The sequence below is a fragment of the Alcaligenes sp. 1735tsa3 genome (genome assembly GCF_024134565.1).
Classification (GTDB): domain Bacteria; phylum Pseudomonadota; class Gammaproteobacteria; order Burkholderiales; family Burkholderiaceae_B; genus Alcaligenes; species Alcaligenes phenolicus.
In genome coordinates this window covers 3,998,206-4,019,238 of record NZ_CP099862.1, presented here as the reverse complement: position 1 = coordinate 4,019,238, position 21,033 = coordinate 3,998,206, and the positions used below count along the sequence as shown (strand labels likewise).

Sequence of the window (21,033 nt, the reverse complement as noted above, 5' to 3'; positions counted from 1 at the left end):
GGAGTCATCCTAGATGCGTACGTGTTATACCGGCGAGGTTTCCAAAGAATACCTGGGCCAGACGGTCAATTTGTTTGGCTGGGTACATCGTCGCCGCGACCACGGGGGTGTGATTTTCATTGATCTGCGCGACCGTGAGGGTCTGGCGCAGGTTGTCGTCAACCCTGACAACGTGCAGGCCTTTGAAGTGGCCGAACGTATCCGTAATGAGTACTGCCTGCGCATTACTGGCCGCGTTCAGGCTCGTCCTGAAGGCACCGTCAACCCGGACCTGCGTTCGGGCGAGATCGAAATCGTTTGCGACGAAATCGAGATCCTGAACGCTTCGGTCACGCCTGCCTTCCAGCTGGATGATGACAATCTGTCCGAAACCACGCGTCTGACGCACCGTGTGCTGGATTTGCGCCGTCCGCAAATGCAGAACAACCTGATGTTGCGCTACAAAGTGGCCATGCAGTCCCGTCGCTATCTGGACGACCTGGGTTTCATCGATATTGAAACCCCCATGTTGACCAAGAGCACCCCTGAAGGCGCTCGCGACTACCTGGTTCCCTCGCGTGTGAACGCAGGCGAATTCTTTGCATTGCCCCAGTCGCCCCAGCTGTTCAAGCAGATGCTGATGGTGTCGGGCTTTGACCGTTACTACCAGATCACCAAGTGCTTCCGCGACGAAGACTTGCGTGCTGACCGCCAGCCTGAATTTACCCAGATCGACTGCGAAACCTCTTTCCTGAACGAAGAGCAGATTCGCGATATTTTTGAAGGCATGGTCACGCACATTTTCCGCACTGTGCAAAACGTGGAACTGCCCAAGTTCCCCACCATGAGCTGGACTGAGGCCATGCAGCGCTACGGTTCGGACAAGCCTGACCTGCGCGTCAAGCTGGAGTTCGTGGACGTGGCTGACCTGATGCGTGAAGTGGACTTCAAGGTCTTCTCCGCACCGGCCAACGACCCCTCCTGCCGCGTGGTTGCTCTGCGCATTCCTGGTGGTGGCGCCATGCCGCGTAGCGAAATCGACGCATACACCAAGTTCGTCGGCATCTACGGTGCCAAGGGGCTGGCTTACATCAAGGTCAACGATGTGACCTCGATCCCTGAAGGTCTGCAGTCGCCTATCGTCAAGAACATCAATGTTGAGGTTCTGAAACAGGTGATGGAGCGCACAGGCGCCCAGAACGGCGACCTGATCTTCTTTGGTGCTGACAAGGCCAAGATCGTGAACGATGCGATTGGTGCCCTGCGTATCAAGATCGGTCACAGCGAATTCGGTAAGGCGAACGGTCTGGTTGAAGAAGGTTGGAAACCCCTGTGGGTGGTGGACTTCCCCATGTTCGAATACGACGAGGGCGAAAACCGCTACTTTGCAGCTCACCACCCCTTCACCAGCCCCAAAGACGGCCATGAAGACCTGCTGGAAACAGATCCCGGCAAGGCCTTTGCCAAGGCTTACGACATGGTGCTGAACGGTTGGGAAGTGGGTGGCGGCTCGGTCCGTATCCACCGTGCTGACGTTCAAAGCAAAGTGTTCAATGCCTTGAAGATCGGCCCTGAAGAAGCACAACTGAAGTTCGGCTTCCTGCTGGATGCGCTGCAATACGGCGCGCCTCCACACGGTGGTCTGGCTATGGGTCTGGATCGTCTGGTCACCCTGATGGCCGGTGCCGATTCGATCCGTGACGTGATTGCTTTCCCCAAGACACAGCGTGCTCAGTGTCTGCTCACCCAGGCCCCATCGGCTGTGGACGAGCAGCAGCTGCGCGAGTTGCACATTCGTCTGCGGGCTGTTGAAAACAAGTAAGTCAGAACGGGGGACGGCGTGTCAGTGATTCGGGTAGTTAGCTACAACATTCACAAAGGCCGCTCGGCTTCGGGCAAACGGGAGTCTTTGGCGGATCTGCGCCTGGGACTTTACGGACTGTCTCCCGACTTGTTGTTTTTGCAGGAAGTGCAGGGGCGTAACCAGCTGCAAGGCAGTCTGGACGCCCAGCACGAATCCCTGGCCGCTGCCTTGCGCATGAATACGGCTTACGGCTGCAACGTGGTTCGCCCTCATACGGACCACGGCAACGCCTTGCTGTCGCGCTTTCCCATTCTGCAGTACGAGAACCAGGACATTTCTGACCATCGTATGGAGCAGCGCGGTTTGCTTCATGCCGTCATTGATGTCGATGGCCGTCCAGTGCATTGCATTGTGGTGCACCTGGGATTGTTCAACAGCGGCCGGGTTCGTCAGGTTCAGGCCTTGCTCGATCGCATCAAGCGCATTGTCCCTGCGGACGAGCCCTTGCTGATTGCAGGCGACTTCAACGACTGGAATAACCGCCTGGCACCTATCTTTGTGCAGCAGTTGAATCTGTACGAGGTATTTTCGTTTTCGCCTCGTGGTCAGGCCGATAACCGTTTCCGACTGCGTCAGCCCATCAAATGGCTGCGTACCATGCGCAAAAGCGGGCTGGTCGTGCCGGATCAAGGCATTCAGTTGGGCGTGAACGGTGCTGCACGCATGACGCCACCGCCTCGTACCTTCCCCGCGGCATTTCCCTGGCTACGTCTGGATCGCGTCTACCAGCGTGGTTTTGCAGTGCGTAATGCCCGTGTACTGGTGGGAGACCCCTGGAAACAGTTGTCCGACCATGCCCCCATCCTGACCGAGCTGGAGCTGCCGTAAAGGGGCGTTCAGTGGTTTCTTAACGCATAGGCCTAGCAAGCATGCCGAGTCTGAAGCGCGATCCACTATGGCACGAAGGCAATCAAATCACCTTGCTGCAAAACGGCCAGGAGTTCTTTCCGGCCATTTGCGAAGCTATCGATCAGGCGAAAAAGCGTCTGCATCTGGAAACTTATATCTTCAACCTGGATGACAGCGGTCACAGCGTTCTGGACGCCTTGCGACGAGCCTGTGAGCGGGGTGTACGCGTACGTGTGGTGATTGATGGCTTTGGCAGTGATGTGCATGCCTTGCAGATTGCCGAGCAATTGAAGGCCATGCGGGCCCGCTACCGGATTTATCGCCCCAAACCCCAAGGGTGGCGCGAACCGCGCTTGTCCTTGCGACGTTTGCGCAGACTGCACCGGAAAATGCTGGTGGTCGATGAGCGCATTGGCTTTGTGGGCGGCATCAATATTCTGGACGACTTTGATGAAGTGCCCCTGATCAAAGGACAGGGCAGGCCGCGCTTTGATTTTGCTGTACGCTGCGAAGGGCCCATTGTCGACGATATGGTGCGTGCTCAGCAGGCTCTATGGCTGCGCATGGCCTGGCGCAGACGCAAGGATTGGGACAGCTTTACCCAGCGCTTTACCCTGTGGCGTGAATGGCGCAAGCGGCGTCAGGCGCGCAAGAAGGCGGAGCAGGCCGGGCAGGTTTTTGAAGGAGTACGGGCCTGCTTGCTGCTGCGGGACAATGTGCGCCATCGGCAGCAGATTGAGCAGGCGTATCTGCACTTGCTCGGCAAAGCGCAGGAGCAGGTGGTGCTGGCCAATGCCTATTTCTTTCCGGGCCGTACCTTGCGTCGCCGTATCGAACAGACGGCGGAACGAGGCGTGCGGGTGCGTTTGTTGCTGCAAGGCCATGCCGAATACTTCCTGCAATATCGGGCCTGTAGATTCATGTACGGGAAGTTGCTGGATCATGGCATCGAGCTGTACGAGTACAAGGCCAGCTATTTACACGCTAAAGTCGCCGTTATCGACGATTACTCCATGGTGGGCTCGTCCAATCTGGACCCGTTCAGCCTGTTGCTGGCGCGCGAGGCTAATGTGCTGATTCAGGATGTGCCTTTCACCCAGGACCTGCAGGCCAAGCTGGAGTACGAGATCGAGCACAATGCCGCGCGCGTCTACCCGGAGCAGTATCAGCGGCTGGGTTTGTTCAGTCGACTGGGCGATTATCTGGCTTATGGCATGTTGCGCCTGGGCGTGCTGCTGACGGGTAAATCGTCCTTGTATTGATGCCTGCCAGGCAATTTGTACGGGTCTTTACCCATACAAGGTGCCGCCAGCCGGGCAGCGCCTTATAAAATACTCTCTATACTTTAAGAGTTTGGTCCCGAAGGACCGAGTTTGCCGTAACCATAATTACTTTTACCCGGAGGGTGGACCACATGAAAACACGTGCAGCTGTTGCCTGGAAAGCGGGCGCTCCGCTAACGATTGAAGAGGTCGATCTGGCAGGTCCCAAAGCGGGCGAAGTGCTGGTCGAAATCAAGGCGACGGGCATTTGCCATACCGATTACTACACCTTGTCGGGTGCTGATCCAGAAGGTTTGTTCCCAGCGATTCTGGGCCATGAAGGTGCAGGCGTGGTGCTGGATGTAGGTGCTGGCGTGACTAGCCTGCGTCCCGGCGATCACGTGATCCCTCTGTACACGCCCGAATGCCGCCAGTGCAAATCCTGCCTGTCGCGCAAGACCAACCTGTGTACCGCGATCCGTTCGACTCAGGGCAAGGGCCTGATGCCCGATGGCACCTCGCGTTTCTCCATTGGCGGCAAGCCAGTGCACCACTACATGGGCACATCGACTTTCGCTAACCACATCGTGGTGCCGGAAATTGCCTTGGCCAAGATTCGTAACGACGCACCTTTCGACAAGGTGTGCTACATCGGCTGTGGTGTGACCACAGGCTTGGGCGCTGTGCTGTTCACCGCCAAGGTGGAAGCGGGCGCTAACGTGGTGGTGTTCGGTTTGGGCGGTATTGGCCTGAACGTGATCCAGGGCGCCAAGATGGTTGGTGCTGGCAAGATCATCGGTGTGGACATCAACCCCGAGCGCGAAGCCATGGCTCGCCAGTTTGGCATGACCGATTTCGTGAACCCTAACGAGGTTGAAAACGTGGTCGACCACATTATTCAACTGACTGACGGCGGTGCGGATTACTCCTTCGAATGTATCGGCAACACCAAGGTGATGCGTCAGGCACTGGAGTGCTGCCACCGCGGTTGGGGCCAGTCCATCATTATTGGTGTGGCCGAAGCCGGTGCCGAAATCTCCACCCGTCCGTTCCAGCTGGTCACAGGTCGCGAATGGAAGGGCTCTGCCTTTGGTGGCGCTCGTGGCCGTACCGACGTACCTACGATTGTGGACTGGTACATGGATGGCAAGATCAATATCGATGATCTGATCACCCACACCTTGCCGCTGGAGCGCATCAACGAAGGCTTTGACCTGATGAATGCCGGTAAATCCATCCGTTCGGTGGTGATGTACTGATAGACGTCGCTTGAAAAGGGCGCAGGCAGTCGCCTGCCCCCTTTATCCCGGTTTCAGAGCTCGTATGCTGCCCTTGGGCGTGCCACGGGCTTTGGACCGGATCTGCAATTGAGAACACGAGGGGGCTATGACTCAGACACTGGAACTGCTCAACGAACACCGCTGTTTTAATGGTTGGCAGCGCTACTACCAACACGCTTCGCAGACAATTGGCCTGCCCATGCGTTTTTCTGTGTACATGCCGCCACAACTACAGGCCAGCGCTCAGAAAGGGGCTGCCAGCCTGGCAGAGGCCATTGGGCAAGGCCGTGTGCCTGTGCTGTTTTTTCTGGCAGGGCTGACCTGCACGGAAGAAACCTTCATGATCAAGGCCGGTGCCCAGCGTTACGCTGCCGAGCACGGCATCATGCTGGTCACCCCTGATACCAGCCCGCGTGGCGCTGGTGTGGACGGGGAGGACGATGGCTGGGATCTGGGAACCGGTGCCGGTTTCTATCTGGATGCTACTGAGCCCGGCTGGAGCAAGAATTACCGCATGGAAAGCTATGTGACCCAGGAACTGTTTGATCTGGTCACGACCATCCTGCCCGGCGACGCCCGCCGTGTCGGTATTTTTGGTCACTCCATGGGCGGGCACGGTGCCTTGACGCTGGCTCTGCGCCACCCTGGCAAGTACCGCTCCGTGTCGGCCTTTGCGCCTATTGCTGCGCCGACCCGCTGCCCTTGGGGCGAAAAGGCCTTTGGTGCCTACCTGGGTCAGGATCGTCAGGCTTGGGAACAACACGACGCCAGTGCCCTGATGGCCAAGACCAGTACGCCGTATCCTGCCGGTATCTTGGTGGACCAGGGCTTGAGTGATGGCTTTCTGGCCGAACAACTGTATCCGGAAGTATTCGAGCAGGCGTGCGAGCAGGCCAAACAGCCTTTGACCCTGCGCCGTCACGACGGCTATGACCACGGCTACTATTTCATCTCGACCTTCATTCAGGACCATCTGAATTTCCACGCCGAGCGACTGTGATCGCTGGATAAACAAGGTCGCACTTTGTTATTTTCAGGTGGGTGTTAAGGCGTTACTCTCAGGCAGCCACGGTTTTTTGCCTGTTTGTGGCGTCCTGCCCACCGATTTGCCGCAGTTTTCCCTCAAGTAGTGAACTTTTTCTTGCTGCGACGCTCTTATTCCTGTACTCGAAATTTTTAGCACTCCAGACCATCGAGTGCTAAACTCAATGATTGTTGAAATACGTTTTCTGCGGTTTGAGAGCCTTGTTTAGTGCTCTCGCCGGCTGACTTTTGAAGGATTTTCCATGACACAACAAGCGAACGCTTTGGCCCTGACGTCTGGTAATGAACTCGTCGCCGCCGTGTCTAATCCAGGCGCACTGGGGACGATCGAAGCGTATATTTCTGCTGTTAACCGCCTGCCCATGCTCAGCGCCGAACGCGAAACCGAGCTGGGTCAGCGCCTGCGCGACCAGGATGACCTGGATGCTGCGCGTGAACTGATTTTGTCGCACCTGCGGCTGGTGGTCTCCATTGCCCGCCAGTACCTGGGTTACGGCTTGCCGCATGCCGACCTGATTCAGGAAGGTAACGTCGGCCTGATGAAGGCCGTCAAGCGCTTTGACCCCGATCGCGGTGTACGTCTGGTGTCCTTTGCCGTGCACTGGATCAAGGCCGAGATCCACGAATATGTCGTGCGCAACTGGCGCATGGTGAAAGTGGCCACCACCAAGGCCCAACGCAAACTGTTTTTCAATCTGCGCCGCATGCGTCCGGACGGTCAAACGCTGGATACGGCCCAGGTAGACGCGATTGCACGTGAACTCGATGTGCGTCCTCAGGACGTCAGCGAGATGGAAGTGCGTCTGTCCGGTCACGATATGGCCCTGGAAGCCCCGGCCAACGACGACGATGACAATTTCGCGCCTATCTCCTACCTGTCCGATGAAGGACACGAGGAACCCACACGCGTGCTGGAGCGTCGTGCCCAGGACATGCTGGAAGGCAGCGGCCTGGAAGAAGCGATCGACACGCTGGACGAGCGTTCGCAGCGCATTGTGCGCGCCCGCTGGTTGCAGGACGATGGCGGTGCCACCTTGCACGATCTGGCCGCGGAATTCGGCGTGTCGGCAGAGCGTATCCGTCAGATCGAAGTGGCGGCGTTCAAGAAGCTGCGCGTCGCCTTGGCGCCTGCGGCTTAAGTCGTTTTAAAGAGTTACAACTTTTCGGGGAATCCGAAGAACTTAAGCTGATCTTCGCGGACTAAACAATACATTTGCTGATTTTTGCCACCTATGCAATTCGGCATTTGCGCATCCGCTTCGGCTTCTCCTCTTCCCCTCCCTTTTGAAGCGGATGTTTACGGGACACCAGCTAGGTGTCCCTTTTTTTTGCCCTGATTTTTCAGCTATTTTGCCTGCCGAGTCAGACCGACCCAGCAGGCAAAAAACGGTTAGAAGGTCAGAGCGGCACGCAGCCAGACGGTGCGGCCAGGGTCATTAAAGCGGCTTGCTGCGCCAAAACCAAAACCACTGTTCCCGGCCAGATTCAGGTGCTCGCCGTAAGTTTTGTCGAACACATTATCCACACCGGCTGTCAGGGACAGATTGCGGTTGATCTTGTAGCCGCCATACAGCGACAAGGTACTGAAACCACCCGTAGGCCCGAAGTCGTAACCCACCACATTCCCTTGTCCCTGCGAGTAGCGATTTTGCGTGGCCACAATGCGCCAGACACCGCCGGCAGACCAGGGGCCTTGCACATAATCCGCTGTCAAACGCAGATCCAGCGGGGGCATTTGCGGCAGGGCGCGGCCATCCGTACTGTTACGGCCCCAGGCGTAGGCCAGACTGCCGCCCAACGTCCAGTTGGGCGTCGCTTTCCAGTCCGCACCCAATTCGCCGCCCATGATGCGGGCCTTGACGTTTCTGGCCTGGGTTTTCATGCCCATCATGCCACCGGGCAGGTAGTCGAACAGGATGTAATCCTGGATCTGGCCAATATAGGCAGAGGCCCAGGCCGAGACCGTTTCATCCTTGTACTGAGCACCAAAATCCAGCTGTGTGGTCTTTTCAGGCTGAATGCCCAGGAAGGCACTGGCGCTACCTTGCGGGCCGCTGGCCGGGGAAATCAGCTCCCAGTAGTCTGGCATGCGTTGGACATGGCCAATACCGGCGTACAGGCTCAAGGGCAGGGAATCCAGATCATGCTCGATACGCAGGAAAGCACTGGGCAGGGTTTCTCTACGGCGCTCATTGGCACCGGGGTTGGGCTTGCTCATCATGCCACTGCCCAGGCTGGGTCGCAGGTCGCGGGCACTGGCCCAATCCAGACGAGCGCCACCAATCAAACGGCTGGCGTCGTTCAGATCCCAACGGGCTTCGGTGAACAGGCCAATATTGTCAAACTCGGCATCTTTCACCCAGTCCTGATCGCGGTAGTCCTGCATGCCCATACCGCTGCGTTTGCGATGGCGGCTGCGCATCAAATCAGCACCCGTGGTCAAGGTCAGGTCCTCGCTCAAGGCCCAGTCCATGCTTAGACGGCCACCCCAGGTCAGGCGGTCCACATTGGAGGCCATAGGGATGGACATGCCACCACCCGGTTTGAAGGTGCGCAGCCCGTAGTTGTCCATCACGTGATCGGCGTAGTTGTAGTAGAGCTGGGCCTCTACATTGCGCAGCACGCCTTCGTGCATATCCTTCTTGAAACGCAGACCCAAGGTTTCACGTTTGAATTTTGTGCCATCCATGCCACGACCAGCATAGCGGGCATAGCCGTCGCCTGTGCCTGCACTGAGCTCCAGCAAGGTGTCGGCATCCGGTGTCAGGCCAATGGCGACGTCCGTATTCCATTTCTTCCAGCGCGAGGGCACACGTTCGCCATCACCGTCCTTGTAGTCCTGAGCGCGATCTTGATTGGCAGTCAGGCGGGCATAGTAAGAGGCATTGCCAGCCGTAAAGTCCACATTGCCTGCGTGACGGCCAGCCGAACCGCCCAGAATACTGGCGTCCAGCGTGGCGTCGTTCTTGGTAAAGCCGGGCGCTTTGCGCTCGAAGCGTACCGTTCCGGCAGAAGCACCCGGGCCCCAGCGCACGCTTTGAGGGCCCTTGATGATGGTCAGTTCATCAAAGGATTGGGGCGAAATGTAGGAGGTCGGCGCATCCATGCGTGACGGGCAGGCACCGGGCATGGAGCTGCCATTGGTCAGCACATTCAGACGCGAGCCAAACATGCCGCGCAGTACCGGGTCTCCGTTGCTGCCGCCATTACGAATGGCCGCAAAGCCAGGAATGGTTTTCAAGTAATCCGTGCCGTCGCTGGCAGGCAAGGGCAGGCGGGGCAGTTTGGGGTTGGTGCTGAACTGCAAGGGGGACTCAGGAGCCACTCCGGTCACTACGATAGGGCTGAGTTGTTCAATAACGGTGGATTGGGCCAGGGCAAGAGAGGGCACGCAGGCCAGCACACCGGCGCTGATCAGGCCGGGGTTTATTAATTTCTTCATGACTAAATTCCGAAGAGCAGCCGTCGTCCAGCGGCAAACCCGCTTGGGCGATAGCAACAAAGGAGAAAAGGCGTGGCGGCAGAGCCGAACGCGGGGAATCAGACAGGAAGAAGAGAGGGCGGGGCGCGTTGTCCCACAGGCGGGCCACGAATAAAGGCCTGCGCCAGAGCGGGGCTAAGAGGGGGAAGCAGGAAGGGCCGGAACTGGCCCAGGCTCAAAGGCGTGACGATAGCAATCGGCGCGGGCGTCAATGCGGCTTGCAGCATGACGCAGAACGGACAGGTGGCGCTGGTGGTGGCCTCGTCCGAATGGGACGTGGCGTCCTCGCCTAACAAGGCCGCCCAGTGCTGAATCATTTCAGGGGGCAGGCTTTGTCCTGAAGGCAGACAGAAGGCCAGCGCATACCCCTGATCTGTCTGCTTGGGCATATAGCCCGCAGGGACCATGCCGCGCAGCACCACAGCCAGCAACAACAAGCACAGGCCCAGACGATGGGGCCAGTGAGTCGCAGCGAGGAAGGTGCGCGGGAAATTCATGATGCGAAAGTATAACGAGTTATGTCAGACGTGAACTTGCGCTGGCGCAGATTTTGGCTTGCCGCCGTATCACCGTCCATTTGTGTTTCTGAATGCGGGTCCATAGGCCAAAAAACGTAAATTTTGCGAGAAAAAGATAATTTGGCGGCTGTGTGTCCGGAAAAAGGCGCTATTCTGATTCATGCGGAAAGCGGGGGGATTTTCCGTGCCGATCTGGCCTGCCCATGCCTGAATGCGTATGTACATGCCGATCGACTCAATGCCGATGACAAAGGATGTCGCGATGCAGATTGGGCAGTTTGTTTTTGGGTTGGCAGGCCTGCTGGGGCTGGTTGCCTTTATGCCGCCTTTGGCTGGACGCTTGCGACTGCCGTACTCCGTACTTCTGGCCTTGATCGGCTTTGCGCTGGGCATTTTGCTACACCTGCATGCCTGGGCGCCCAAGATGGTGTCCGACTTCCTGGATACCTTGCAGGCCTTTGACATCTCCTCCGAGACCTTTCTCTACGCTTTCCTGCCCATCCTGCTGTTCGAGACTTCGCTGGCCATGAACTTGCGCCGCCTGCTCGACGATATCGGCGCCATCTTGATGATGGCCATCGTGGCCGTAGTGGTCTGTACCTTTGCCGTTGGCTACGCCTTGAACGCGGCTTCGTCTTATGGTCTGGTGGTCTGTTTGATGTTGGGCGCGATTGTGGCCACGACGGACCCTGTGGCCGTGGTGGGCATTTTCCGTGAAGTGGGCGCACCCAAACGCTTGTCTACCTTGGTGGAAGGCGAGGCTCTGTTCAATGATGCGGCTTCCATTGCCTTGTACTCCGTGCTGTTGGCAGTCTTGACGGGGGGTGGGGAATTAAGTGGCAGCAAGGTGTTGGGCAGCTTCCTGTTCAGTTTTCTGGGCGGTGGTGTCGCGGGTTTCTTGATGGGGCGTCTGGCCAGCGGCCTGTTTGTGCTCTTGCGCGGTTGGCCGGCTGCTGAAGTCACGCTGACCATTGCCTTGGCGTACCTGGCCTTTTTTGTATCCGAGCACTATCTGGGCGTATCCGGTGTGGTCGCCACGGTCATTTCCGGCCTGGTGGTGGGCTCGACAGGCCGCACCCGCATGTCGCCTGCGACCTTCGAGCTTTTGAGCAGCTCCTGGACTCAGATGGGTTTTCTGGCCAACTCCCTGATCTTCCTGTTTGCCGCCATGCTGATTCCACGCCTGATGGCTGAAATCACCTGGATGCAGATCGGCCTGGTGGCCTTGCTGTTTGTGGTGACCTTGCTGGCACGGGCCGTTATGGTGTTTGCCGTTCTGCCCTTGCTGGGGCGCACCCGCTTTGGCACCCGAGTCAGTCGCCCCTATCGGGTGGTGATTCTGTGGGGCGGCCTGCGTGGCGCTGTTTCCCTGGCACTGGCCTTGGCCGTTACGGAACAGCACGCCATTCCGCATGATGTGCGACAGTTCATCGGCGTGGCCACCACGGGCTTTGTGTTGCTGACCTTGTTTGTGAACGGGATCAGTTTGCGCCCCTTGATTCGTCGTTTAGGTCTGAATCAGCTGACCCCGCTGGAGCGCCACTTGCGCGATCAGGCGGTGAGCCTGGCCTTGGAAGAGCTGCGCGACAAGACCGAAGAACTGGGGCGGCAAGAGCAGATCAAGCCACAGGTCATCGAACGCCTGTGTACGGTGTTCGATGCCAGTCAGGCCGGTGTGGCATCCGGCCAGATCCAAAGCCTGACCGAAGCACAGAAAGTAAAAATGGGGATGGCGATTCTGTCGGCCCGCGAGGTGGAGCTGTTTTACGAACTGCTGAAATCGCAGATTGTGGATTGGAAAACCGCCGAGTCCTTGTTGAGCCGCGCCGAACGCATGAATGATACGGTGCGTCTGGCTGGCTTGGCCGGTTTCGAGGCCGCCATTGCCAATGATTTGCGCTATTCCCGAGGTTTCCGGTCTGCTTTGCGCTTGCACTATCTGTTTGGCCTGCAAGGCTGGCTGGTGCGGGAACTGGACAAGCGTTTCTCGAACCTGATCGCCAAGCGGTCTGTGGCCCAGCGTCTGATACGTTTTGCCGAAACCGAGCTGGCTCCTTTACTGGGACAACAGGCTACGGGCACGATTGTGCAGGCTCACAAGTTGCGTCTGTCTCAACTGGAAGATGCCTTGCACTCGCTGACACTGCAATACCCGGTGTTCGCGCAGTGGCTGCAAGAGTCCTATTTGGCGCGCGTCGCCGCTTCGCAAGAACGTGCCCACTACCGCACCATGTTGTCCCACTCTCTGATTACCAGCGAGATGTACGCTGATCTGGTCAAGCAGATCACACAACGCTGGCGTTATCTGGACGAGCGTCCCACTCTGGACATGACCATGAGCGCCATGGAACTGATTGCCCAGGTGCCCATGTTCGATGGCATTTCCGAGCAAGCCAAGAAGGAGCTGGCGCGACGTTTACGCCCACGTCTGGCGCTGCCAGACCAGAAAATTCATCTGCGTTATGGTGGCATGCGTGTCATGTTCTTTGTGGCGTCCGGGGCGCTGGAACTGACTTTGCCTGATGGTAGCCTGGTGGAACTGGGGACAGGGCAAACGATTGGTGAAGTCAATGTCGTGGAACATAGCGACCACGTTGGTGAAGTGCGCTCCCTGGGCTATAGCCGCTTGCTGATGCTGACTGAGCGTGATTTCGATGCCTTGCGTGGCAAAGATCCCATCTTCAGTGAAAAGATCGAGGCCGTGGTGCGACAGCGCCAGCGCGCGTATCAAGTGTGGCAGGAGTTCGAGTCCGGCCAACGCCAACATGAGGAATTGCCACCGCTGTTTGGTTTGGCTCATGCCTTGAGCGAGGCAGAAAGTTTTGTCGGCCCGCCTTTACCCCCGGACTGGGTACGACAGGCGCAGCCCCCCGAGGGACAGGCATAAAAAAAAGCGAGCCGATCATGGCTCGCTTTTTTATTGGGCGTGATCAGATCAAGCGTACCCAGTGATCCAGCAGTAATGCCCCAAACAAGACCGCCAGATAAATAATGGAAAAGCGGAACAGCTTGCGAGACAGCTCATCGCTGTAGTTGCGGTGCAGTTGGTGGGCGTATTGAATGAAGCGTGCACCCAGCAAGATCGCCGCAGCCAGGTACAACGGCCCGCTCATGCGGATGATGAAGGGCAGCAGGCTGGAGGCCATCAGGATGTAGCTGTAGAGCAGCACATGCAGCGTCGTAAAGGTCTTGCCGTGAGTGACGGGTAGCATGGGCAGGCCGGAGCGCTGGTAGTCGTGTTGACGGTAGAGCGCCAGGGCCCAGAAGTGCGGCGGCGTCCAGATGAAGATGATCAGCACCAGCAACCAGGCCTCAGCCGGTACGGCGTTGGCAATAGCGGCCCAGCCCAAAGCAGGTGGCATGGCACCGGACAAACCGCCGATCACGATGTTTTGTGGGGTCAGGGGTTTGAGAATCACGGTATAGATCACCGCATAACCAATGAAGGTGGCCAAGGTCAGCCACATGGTCAGCGGGTTCACCCAGTAATACAGCACCAGCATGCCCATGCCACCCAACAAACCGGACATGGCCAGCACTTGCGGCGGGGTAATGGTGCCGCGTGCCGTACCGCGCCGAGCGGTGCGCAACATGCGGGCATCAATCTGGCTTTCGATCAGGCAGTTGATGGCAAAGGCGGCAGCCGCCAGCATCCATATGCCCAGCGTACCCGCGACCACGGTGCCCGGATCGGGCAGGCCGGGAGCAGCCAGAAACATGCCGATAACGGCACAGAAAACAGCCAGCTGGGTGACTCTGGGTTTAGTCAGTACCAGATACTGGCGCAGGAGCGAGGCGGGAGCCAGGGTAGCGGTGTTTGTCATACTGTATTCCTTGGGGGACAGTCGACTTGCGGGAAAGCCGTACCAACAGGGTGACGCAGCATAAAACGAGACCGGCAGCTCCCCCATTATGCAGGACGGCAATCAAAAGAGGCCATTGGAAAAAGATCGTGGTTAACCCCGTGATGAGCTGGGCCAGCAGCAGCAAAAGCACCAAAGTCGCGGGGCGACGCAAGATGGGATCGGCGCGTAATTTCCACGCAACGGAACCCAGAACCAGAAACACCAGAAAGGCCATATTGCGATGGACCCAATGGATGGCGGTCAGCGCGGCCTGGGAAATCATCTCACCTGAAGGCAGCTCGCCCAACGCGCGGAACAGCGAGAACCCGCCGTGCAGATCCATCTCCGGTATCCATTGACCGTGGCATTGCGGGAAGTCCATGCAGGCCAGCGCCGCGTAGTTGGTGCTGACCCAGCCGCCCAGACCAATCTGAATCGTCAGCAGGATAAAGGCCCCGATCAGCCAGGGTCGCCAACGGCGCGTTACAGGCGAGACTGGCGGTCCTGGGTTTTCGCGCACGGCCAGCCAGGTCATCAAGGCCAGCACACTCATGCCACCCAGCAAGTGGGTGGTGACGATAATGGGCATCAGCTTGTGGGTGACGGTCCAGGCACCAAAGGCCCCTTGCACGCACACAGCCAGTAAGGTGAAAGCCGCCAGCCGGGCTGAATGCCCCAGCGTATGGCGGTGTCGCCACGCCATCCAGACAATGGCAATGATCAGCATGCCCAAAGCCGCGCCCACGTAGCGGTGGATCATTTCAATCCAGGCTTTGCCCCAGCTGACCGGGCCATAGGGCATGGCTTGATAGGCTTGTTCGATATGTGCCCCTGCACCCAGCGGCGTAAGCTTGCCATAGCAACCGGGCCAGTCCGGGCAACCCAGGCCCGAATCTGTCAGACGCACAAACGCGCCGAACATGATCAGGTCCAGGGTCAGGAACCAGGTCAGGTAAACCAGCTTGCGGTAGCGTTGGCGTATATCGGCCATGAGCTTATCCGATGCGTGAATTGTTCAGCAGTTTGCGAATGTCGGTGCGAACCTTGAGCGGGTCGGCATCGCCGGGGAACAGCATCATCAAATTGCCATTGGGGTCGATGATCCACATGCCATTTTTGACGGCTTGTTCGGGGGCCTTGCCAGCGGCTTCAGGGGTCAGGAATTCGGCCAGTTGGCGTGGGTCCGCACGCAGCATATGGGTGCCTTGATAGGCCTCCAGAATTTGTTCCGAAGGCTGGCCCTGGTCAGTCACAAACCAGACGCGTGCCAGGCGTTCCACGTTCTTGCCTTGGCTGGCGTGGGAGTTGCGCAGAATGAACAGCTTGCGCACGCAGCTTTCGGGGCAGGCGCTTTCATCGGCGCTGACCAGTACCCAGCGGCCCCGCAGCGATTGCAGATCAAAAGCTTCGCCTTGCAGATTGCGCAGGGGCAGTGCGGCAGGTTCAGGCACGCTGCGTTGAGGCTGAATCAACTGGCCGTAGGCATTGCTCTCGTCTGGCCGCAGTCCCAGTGATGGCATGTAGTAGGCAGCCAGTGCAAACAGCACCGGCGCCAGACTGATCGCCAGCAGCAGATACAGCGGAGTCATGGAACGCGGGCGGGTTGGGGGTTGAGTCGTGTCCACGTCAGGTTTTCCTTGTAGGGGCAGAGTTGAGCCTGGAGCGTCGCAGCCATTTCCACGCTACACCGATCCAGGCACACAGGGCAATCAGGGCAAAACCGAACCATTGCAGTGCGTAGCCACGGTTCTTTTCAAAGTCGATATTCGGGTCGGGCCAATTGGTTTGCAGCTCCGAGGCGGGGGCGGTCTGGGCCAGCACGCGCGGCAGCACAGGCAGATCAATGCGGCTGCGCAGATCTTCCAGGGCCAGGTTCTGCACGACGGGGGGCGTGCCAGACGGGTCGGGCAAGTGTGCAGGCAAGGGGCTGCTGCCCAGCTCAAACAGGCGCGGCACGCGTTCCATCAACTCGCCGGAAATGGTTTGGTGGCCGGATGGTGCAGCCGGAACACTAGGGGTTTGCCCCGGTACGCGAGCCAACCAACCACGTAGTACGAGCAGGCTGGAGCCCGCCAAATCGCCCTCATCCAGCACAAAAGGGGTGGCAATCCAGTAGCCCGGCTTACCTTTGAAATTGCGATTATCCAGGAGTACAGTTAACTCACTGCGCCAGGAGCCGTGCACTGCGACAGACTGCCACAAGGCACCTTTATCCAGGCTGGCCTGGGAATCAATATGAAGGGGAGCTTGCTGGCGGCCTTGTTCTATTTGTTGTGCCAGGCTTTGACGTTCCTGCGCGCGGCTCAGTTGCCAGCGCCCCAGGCTAATGAACAGCAGCATCAGCAAACCCAGACAAACCAGGGCAAGCAGGGATCGAGTCGAAGAAGAACGAGGATTGTTGCTGGACATCAATTCAACCTGAAGCGGGGGATACGTAATGCGTGTGCTAGTCCTGATCGTGTTTCTGGGGATTATTGTTTCGCTGGGTTCGGCCCTGGTGTATTTGATGCGGGACCGGGGTAATTCCAATCGCATGGCCTATGCGCTGACCTGGCGAGTGGGCTTGTCCGTGGCCCTGTTCCTGTTTGTGTTGCTGGCCCATCATCTGGGTTGGATTGAAAGCACTGGCGTGCCTTTGGCTTGAAGTAAAAACCCAGGCCCGAAGACACGGGCCTGGAGCATGAATTGCTAGAACCAGTACACGTACAGATACAAGCCCAGCCACACCACGTCCACAAAGTGCCAGTACCAGGCGGCCCCTTCAAAACCAAAGTGGTGCTCGGCGGTAAAGTGCCCGCGCATCAGCCGTATCAGCATCACCGTCAGCATGGTGGCGCCGATAATCACGTGAAAACCGTGAAAACCCGTCAACATGTAGAACAAGGCCCCGTAAGCGCCGGAAGTGAACTTCAGGTTCAGCTCGGCGTAGGCGTGCATGTATTCGTAAGCTTGGCAGGCCACGAAGGCAAAGCCCAGCGCAACCGTCATGAACAGCCAGAAAATCGCGCTACTACGCTTGCTGGCTCGCAGCGCGTGGTGAGCAATGGTCAGGGTGACGCCCGAGGTCAGCAGCAAGGCCGTGTTGATCGTAGGCAGCCACAGCGGGCCTACGGTCTGGAAGGGGGCAACAGTGCCCGCCGGGCCTTGATTCGGCCAGGTGCCGGTGAAGTCAGGCCAGAGCAGGGCGCGGTGATCCAGGTCGCTTAGTAGCGGCGTGGCAATTTCACGGGTATACCAAAGTGCCCCGAAAAAGGCTGCAAAAAACATCACTTCGGAAAAGATGAACCAGGACATGCTCCAGCGATAGGAGATATCGACACGGGTGCTGTTCAGACCTGTTTCAGACTCGCGCACGGCATCGCTGAACCAGAAGAACAGCACCAGCAAGAAGCTGAGAATCCCGACCAGGAACACCCAGAAACCGCCCGGCCAGTTATTGATCCAGGTAGCCGCACCCAACAGCGTCAGGCACAGGGAAAGGCTGGCGCGTACCGGGTGCCCCGATAAGCCGGGGACGTAGTAATACGGCGCCTTGGACGGGTGAGCCGTAGTCTCGACATGCATAGTGTTCTCCTTCGGGTCATGTGCCCTGGGGCGCAGTATCCGGCCAGGGTTCAGCTGGCCTGACCAATGAACCAGCGGGCCACCATAATCAGGCCCACAACGAAAACAACCGTGGCGATCAAGGCGGCAATAATCAGATAGACCGGATTGATCTTGGCAATGTCCTGCTCATGGTCACGACCACGACGGACTCCAAAAAAACCCCAGGCAATGGCTTTCAATGTCTGGAAAAAACTGAGCTTGCGCCGTGTGAGGTCCCGAAAATCGTCATCCATATCACTGTCCTAAAAATTGACTGCCTTTTAGAAAGGTCCAGGCCATGACGGCAATGACGAACACGGCCAGGAGCAATCCCAGACGGCGGTTGCGACGGCGTTGTTCGGGGGTCATACGGCGTTCCTCCAGTGTTACTTGACGACAGGGGGTACTTCAAAGGTGTGGTGCGGAGCGGGCGATGGAACAGTCCACTCCAGACCTTCGGCACCTTCCCAGGGTTTGGCGCTGGCCACTTCGCCCTTGCCGCGTGCGGCCTGGATCACGATGTAGATCAGCAGCAACTGCGACAGACCGAACCAGAAGGCACCAATGGTGGCAATCTGGTGGAAGTCCGTGAACTGACCGGCGTAGTCCACATAACGACGTGGCATGCCCGCCAGACCCAGAAAGTGCATGGGGAAGAAGGTGACGTTGAACGAGATCATGGTGGACCAGAAGTGGATCTTGCCCAGACGCTCGTTGTACATGCGGCCGGTCCATTTGGGCAGCCAGTAGTAGGCACCGCCAAACAGGGCAAAGAGCGATCCGGCCACCAGCACATAGTGGAAGTGGGCCACCACGTAATAGGTGTCGTGTACCGCAATATCAATCGGGGCCACGGCCAGGATCAGGCCGGTAAAGCCGCCAATCGTGAACACGAAGATAAAGCCGATGGAAAACAGCATGGGCGTTTCAAAGGACAGCGAACCGCGCCACATGGTGGCTACCCAGTTGAAGATCTTCACCCCGGTCGGAATGGAGATCAGCATGGTGGCATACATGAAATACAGCTGCCCGGTTACCGGCATCCCGGTGGAGAACATGTGGTGGGCCCACACCAGGAAGGACAGAATCGCGATGGCGGCGGTGGCGTACACCATGGAGGCATAGCCAAACAAAGCTTTGCGCGAGAAGGCAGGCACGATGGCAGAGACAATGCCAAAGGCCGGCAAGATCATGATGTAGACCTCGGGGTGGCCGAAGAACCAGAAGATGTGCTGGTACAGAACCGGGTCACCACCACCGGCGGCGTTAAAGAAGTGTGTACCGAAGTGACGGTCCGTCAGCAGCATGGTCACGGCAGCGGCCAGCACGGGCATCACGGCAATCAGCAGATAAGCGGTAATCAGCCAGGTCCAGCAAAACAGCGGCATTTTCATCAGCGTCATGCCAGGCGCGCGCATGTTCAATACCGTCACCACAATATTGATGGCCCCCATGATGGAGGATGCGCCCAGAATATGGACCGCAAAAATCGTGAAGTCCATGCCCGGCCCCATCTGCAAGGACAGCGGGGCGTACATGGTCCAGCCACCGGCAGGCGCGCCGCCCGGCACAAAGAAGGACGCGGTAAACAGAATCGCGCCCACGGGCAGCAGCCAGAAGCTGAAGTTGTTCATGCGGGCAAAAGCCATGTCCGATGCGCCAATTTGCAGCGGAATCATCCAGTTAGCAAAGCCCACAAAAGCCGGCATGATCGCGCCGAAAATCATGATCAGGCCGTGCATGGTGGTGAACTGGTTAAACAGCTCTGGCCGGAAAAACTGCAGGCCCGGCTGGAACAGTTCGGTACGCAGCAGCAAGGCCAGCACGCCGCCCTCCAGCAACATCACAAAGGAGAAGATCAGGTACATGGTCCCGATATCTTTGTGATTGGTGGCGAACAGCCAGCGACGCCAGCCGCTAGGGGTGGCATGGGCATGATGGTGATCATCATGTCCGCTCGGGTTCGCTACATGGTCGACGGTGACGCTACTCATGCTTGACTCCTTGCTGCACTCCCCCTGGCCGTAGTCAGGGATAGATTGATAGTGTGATAGGCGGCGCGCGGAAAATTAGCGCTGTTCCTTGACGTCGGCGGGCATCACGACAGGGTCAGGCCCTTTGCCAGCGTTGCCCCAGGCATTGCGTGTGTAGGTAATGACCGCAGCAATCTGTACATCGGTCAGTTGATTGCGGAAGGCGGCCATTGCGGTGCCAGGGTGACCATTCAACACCGTGTCGATCTGGCCTTTCTTGGGGGCGAGCACAAATTTCGTATCGCCATCCAGAGCGGGGAAGGTGCCGGGCATGCCCTTGCCGTTGGCCTGGTGGCAAGCCACGCAGTTTTGCGCAAAGATCTGTTTGCCGCGCTCGGTCAACTCGTCCTTGGTCCACTCTTTATTGGGATCATCGGCCTGGGCAGTCATCAAGTCGTTCTGCTCCTGGGCCCACTTGTCGTAGTCTTCTTGCGCCATCACTTGCACCACGATGGGCATATAGGCGTGGTCCTTGCCACACAGCTCGGCGCATTGACCGCGGTAGGTGCCGACCTTGTCTGCACGGAACCAGGTATCGCGCAAAAAGCCAGGGATGGCATCTTGCTTGACGCCAAACTCGGGCACCATCCAGGAGTGGATGACGTCCTCGGCCGTCAGCATGACGCGCACTTTTTTATTAACCGGCACGACCAGTGGCTTGTCCACTTCCATCAGATAGTTCGGGCCAATGGGTTCGCGGCCTTCAATCTGGGCGCGCGGGGTGGACAGGTTGGACAGGTATTTCACACCCGTGGCCGGACCGTCCAGATACTCGTAGCCCCATTTCCACTGATAGCCAGTGACCTTGACGGTCAGGTCGGCGCTGCTGGTGTCCTTCATGGCCACCACGGTTTTGGTGGCGGGCAGTGCCATGCCGATCACGATCAGGAAAGGAATGATGGTCCAGGCCACTTCCACACCCAGGTGTTCGTGAAAGCGGGCGGCAATCGCGCCCTTGGACTTGCGGTGCCGGATGATGGAATAGAACATCACGCCGAACACGCCAATAAAGATGATGGTACAGATGATCAGCATCATCCAATGCAGCCAGGCAATGTCCTGGGCGATGGGGGTAACCCCGTTATGCAAATTGAGCTGATTGACACGGGGACCACCCTCCATGTGGGTGATCTGAGCCAGGCTTGGCCCTGCCGTCGAACAGGCGGTCAGAGCAAATAAACTTCTCCACATCTTCATTGTTGTCCCTCTTTTGGTGTTGCCATGCCAAACCGGGGTTCGGCTGCGTCAACGCTCCGAAAAATCCAACGCTGGAAGAAACTGCTGTGTTGCAGT

General features: G+C 58.1%; 19 protein-coding genes. 8 read left to right on the top strand and 11 right to left on the bottom strand.

Annotation, left to right across the window (positions count from 1 at the left end):
* The first annotated feature begins 13 nt into the window (after positions 1 to 13).
* From aspS to rpoH, 6 genes are all read left to right on the top strand, one after another.
* Positions 14 to 1,801 carry an aspartate--tRNA ligase gene (gene aspS / locus NIZ92_RS18500; RefSeq protein ID WP_009457464.1) on the top strand — a complete coding sequence of 596 codons (1,788 nt, stop codon included), beginning with the start codon at positions 14 to 16 and terminating at the stop codon, positions 1,799 to 1,801.
* 18 nt (positions 1,802 to 1,819) lie between these two features.
* On the top strand, positions 1,820 to 2,671 hold the full coding sequence (locus tag NIZ92_RS18495; RefSeq protein WP_009457467.1) for an endonuclease/exonuclease/phosphatase family protein: 852 nt from the start codon (positions 1,820 to 1,822) through the stop codon (positions 2,669 to 2,671).
* A 41-nt stretch (positions 2,672 to 2,712) separates the two neighbouring features.
* Positions 2,713 to 3,954, top strand: coding sequence for a cardiolipin synthase ClsB (gene clsB, locus NIZ92_RS18490; RefSeq protein ID WP_254002422.1), 1,242 nt, complete (start codon positions 2,713 to 2,715; stop codon positions 3,952 to 3,954).
* A gap of 152 nt (positions 3,955 to 4,106) precedes the next feature.
* Positions 4,107 to 5,213 (top strand): S-(hydroxymethyl)glutathione dehydrogenase/class III alcohol dehydrogenase, encoded by a 1,107-nt coding sequence (locus tag NIZ92_RS18485; protein WP_022983664.1) that lies wholly within the window; start codon positions 4,107 to 4,109, stop codon positions 5,211 to 5,213.
* Positions 5,214 to 5,340: 127 nt separating this feature from the next.
* The gene (gene fghA / locus NIZ92_RS18480; protein WP_035269721.1) at positions 5,341 to 6,234 is read left to right on the top strand and encodes an S-formylglutathione hydrolase; all 894 of its coding nucleotides are present in this window, start codon (positions 5,341 to 5,343) and stop codon (positions 6,232 to 6,234) included.
* Between the two features lie 286 nt (positions 6,235 to 6,520).
* Positions 6,521 to 7,417 (top strand): RNA polymerase sigma factor RpoH, encoded by an 897-nt coding sequence (gene rpoH, locus NIZ92_RS18475; RefSeq protein WP_009457472.1) that lies wholly within the window; start codon positions 6,521 to 6,523, stop codon positions 7,415 to 7,417.
* Positions 7,418 to 7,668: 251 nt separating this feature from the next.
* Here rpoH and NIZ92_RS18470 read toward each other — a convergent pair whose 3' ends face one another.
* Together NIZ92_RS18470 and NIZ92_RS18465 are read right to left on the bottom strand one after the other, a co-directional pair.
* Entirely contained in the window at positions 7,669 to 9,720 is a 2,052-nt protein-coding gene (locus tag NIZ92_RS18470) for a TonB-dependent copper receptor (protein WP_254002421.1), read from the bottom strand.
* 98 nt (positions 9,721 to 9,818) lie between these two features.
* Entirely contained in the window at positions 9,819 to 10,256 is a 438-nt protein-coding gene (locus NIZ92_RS18465) for a DUF2946 family protein (protein WP_239054864.1), read from the bottom strand.
* Between the two features lie 283 nt (positions 10,257 to 10,539).
* Between NIZ92_RS18465 and NIZ92_RS18460 the strand changes: the two genes are divergently transcribed.
* The gene (locus NIZ92_RS18460) at positions 10,540 to 13,164 is read left to right on the top strand and encodes a cation:proton antiporter (RefSeq protein ID WP_254003230.1); all 2,625 of its coding nucleotides are present in this window, start codon (positions 10,540 to 10,542) and stop codon (positions 13,162 to 13,164) included.
* A gap of 43 nt (positions 13,165 to 13,207) precedes the next feature.
* On the opposite strand, the gene cyoE is transcribed toward NIZ92_RS18460, so the two are convergent.
* Genes cyoE through NIZ92_RS18440 form a run of 4 tightly spaced genes read right to left on the bottom strand, consistent with a single transcriptional unit; the run spans position 13,208 to position 16,531 of the window.
* Positions 13,208 to 14,101, bottom strand: a complete 894-nt coding sequence (cyoE, locus tag NIZ92_RS18455) for a heme o synthase (protein WP_022983662.1) — start codon at positions 14,099 to 14,101, stop codon at positions 13,208 to 13,210.
* The gene (locus NIZ92_RS18450) at positions 14,040 to 15,113 is read right to left on the bottom strand and encodes a heme A synthase (protein ID WP_022983661.1); all 1,074 of its coding nucleotides are present in this window, start codon (positions 15,111 to 15,113) and stop codon (positions 14,040 to 14,042) included. Before NIZ92_RS18450 ends, cyoE begins: the two co-directional genes overlap by 62 nt.
* 4 nt (positions 15,114 to 15,117) lie before the next feature.
* Positions 15,118 to 15,747, bottom strand: coding sequence for a hypothetical protein (locus NIZ92_RS18445; RefSeq protein ID WP_254002420.1), 630 nt, complete (start codon positions 15,745 to 15,747; stop codon positions 15,118 to 15,120).
* Position 15,748: 1 nt separating this feature from the next.
* Complete coding sequence (locus tag NIZ92_RS18440) at positions 15,749 to 16,531, bottom strand: SURF1 family protein (RefSeq protein WP_060185483.1); 783 nt, start codon at positions 16,529 to 16,531, stop codon at positions 15,749 to 15,751.
* 28 nt (positions 16,532 to 16,559) lie between these two features.
* On the opposite strand from NIZ92_RS18440, the gene NIZ92_RS18435 reads away from it, so the two are divergent.
* Positions 16,560 to 16,766, top strand: a complete 207-nt coding sequence (locus NIZ92_RS18435; RefSeq protein ID WP_026483580.1) for a twin transmembrane helix small protein — start codon at positions 16,560 to 16,562, stop codon at positions 16,764 to 16,766.
* A gap of 44 nt (positions 16,767 to 16,810) precedes the next feature.
* On the opposite strand, the gene NIZ92_RS18430 is transcribed toward NIZ92_RS18435, so the two are convergent.
* The 5 genes from NIZ92_RS18430 to coxB form a co-directional block, all read right to left on the bottom strand.
* Positions 16,811 to 17,686 carry a cytochrome c oxidase subunit 3 gene (locus NIZ92_RS18430; RefSeq protein WP_009457487.1) on the bottom strand — a complete coding sequence of 292 codons (876 nt, stop codon included), beginning with the start codon at positions 17,684 to 17,686 and terminating at the stop codon, positions 16,811 to 16,813.
* A gap of 50 nt (positions 17,687 to 17,736) precedes the next feature.
* Complete coding sequence (locus NIZ92_RS18425; RefSeq protein ID WP_003805158.1) at positions 17,737 to 17,961, bottom strand: DUF2970 domain-containing protein; 225 nt, start codon at positions 17,959 to 17,961, stop codon at positions 17,737 to 17,739.
* A 1-nt stretch (position 17,962) separates the two neighbouring features.
* Positions 17,963 to 18,076, bottom strand: a complete 114-nt coding sequence (locus NIZ92_RS18420) for a cytochrome oxidase small assembly protein (protein ID WP_009457495.1) — start codon at positions 18,074 to 18,076, stop codon at positions 17,963 to 17,965.
* A gap of 17 nt (positions 18,077 to 18,093) precedes the next feature.
* A complete protein-coding gene (gene ctaD / locus NIZ92_RS18415) occupies positions 18,094 to 19,701 on the bottom strand; it encodes a cytochrome c oxidase subunit I (RefSeq protein WP_009457496.1) in 1,608 nt (535 codons plus the stop codon).
* 75 nt (positions 19,702 to 19,776) lie between these two features.
* A complete protein-coding gene (gene coxB / locus NIZ92_RS18410) occupies positions 19,777 to 20,937 on the bottom strand; it encodes a cytochrome c oxidase subunit II (protein ID WP_026483582.1) in 1,161 nt (386 codons plus the stop codon).
* Positions 20,938 to 21,033 lie beyond the last annotated feature (96 nt).

Coding starts and splice junctions, on each gene's coding strand:
- NIZ92_RS18485 (WP_022983664.1), top strand. CDS start 4,107: ATGAAAACACGTGCAGCTGTTGCCTGGAAAGCGGGCGCTCCGCTAACG.
- NIZ92_RS18425 (WP_003805158.1), bottom strand. CDS start 17,961: ATGGATGACGATTTTCGGGACCTCACACGGCGCAAGCTCAGTTTTTTC.
- coxB (WP_026483582.1), bottom strand. CDS start 20,937: ATGAAGATGTGGAGAAGTTTATTTGCTCTGACCGCCTGTTCGACGGCA.
- NIZ92_RS18465 (WP_239054864.1), bottom strand. CDS start 10,256: ATGAATTTCCCGCGCACCTTCCTCGCTGCGACTCACTGGCCCCATCGT.
- clsB (WP_254002422.1), top strand. CDS start 2,713: ATGCCGAGTCTGAAGCGCGATCCACTATGGCACGAAGGCAATCAAATC.
- NIZ92_RS18435 (WP_026483580.1), top strand. CDS start 16,560: ATGCGTGTGCTAGTCCTGATCGTGTTTCTGGGGATTATTGTTTCGCTG.
- fghA (WP_035269721.1), top strand. CDS start 5,341: ATGACTCAGACACTGGAACTGCTCAACGAACACCGCTGTTTTAATGGT.
- NIZ92_RS18430 (WP_009457487.1), bottom strand. CDS start 17,686: ATGCATGTCGAGACTACGGCTCACCCGTCCAAGGCGCCGTATTACTAC.
- NIZ92_RS18420 (WP_009457495.1), bottom strand. CDS start 18,076: ATGACCCCCGAACAACGCCGTCGCAACCGCCGTCTGGGATTGCTCCTG.
- NIZ92_RS18470 (WP_254002421.1), bottom strand. CDS start 9,720: ATGAAGAAATTAATAAACCCCGGCCTGATCAGCGCCGGTGTGCTGGCC.
- NIZ92_RS18450 (WP_022983661.1), bottom strand. CDS start 15,113: ATGGCCGATATACGCCAACGCTACCGCAAGCTGGTTTACCTGACCTGG.
- NIZ92_RS18440 (WP_060185483.1), bottom strand. CDS start 16,531: ATGTCCAGCAACAATCCTCGTTCTTCTTCGACTCGATCCCTGCTTGCC.
- cyoE (WP_022983662.1), bottom strand. CDS start 14,101: ATGACAAACACCGCTACCCTGGCTCCCGCCTCGCTCCTGCGCCAGTAT.
- aspS (WP_009457464.1), top strand. CDS start 14: ATGCGTACGTGTTATACCGGCGAGGTTTCCAAAGAATACCTGGGCCAG.
- NIZ92_RS18460 (WP_254003230.1), top strand. CDS start 10,540: ATGCAGATTGGGCAGTTTGTTTTTGGGTTGGCAGGCCTGCTGGGGCTG.
- rpoH (WP_009457472.1), top strand. CDS start 6,521: ATGACACAACAAGCGAACGCTTTGGCCCTGACGTCTGGTAATGAACTC.
- ctaD (WP_009457496.1), bottom strand. CDS start 19,701: ATGAGTAGCGTCACCGTCGACCATGTAGCGAACCCGAGCGGACATGAT.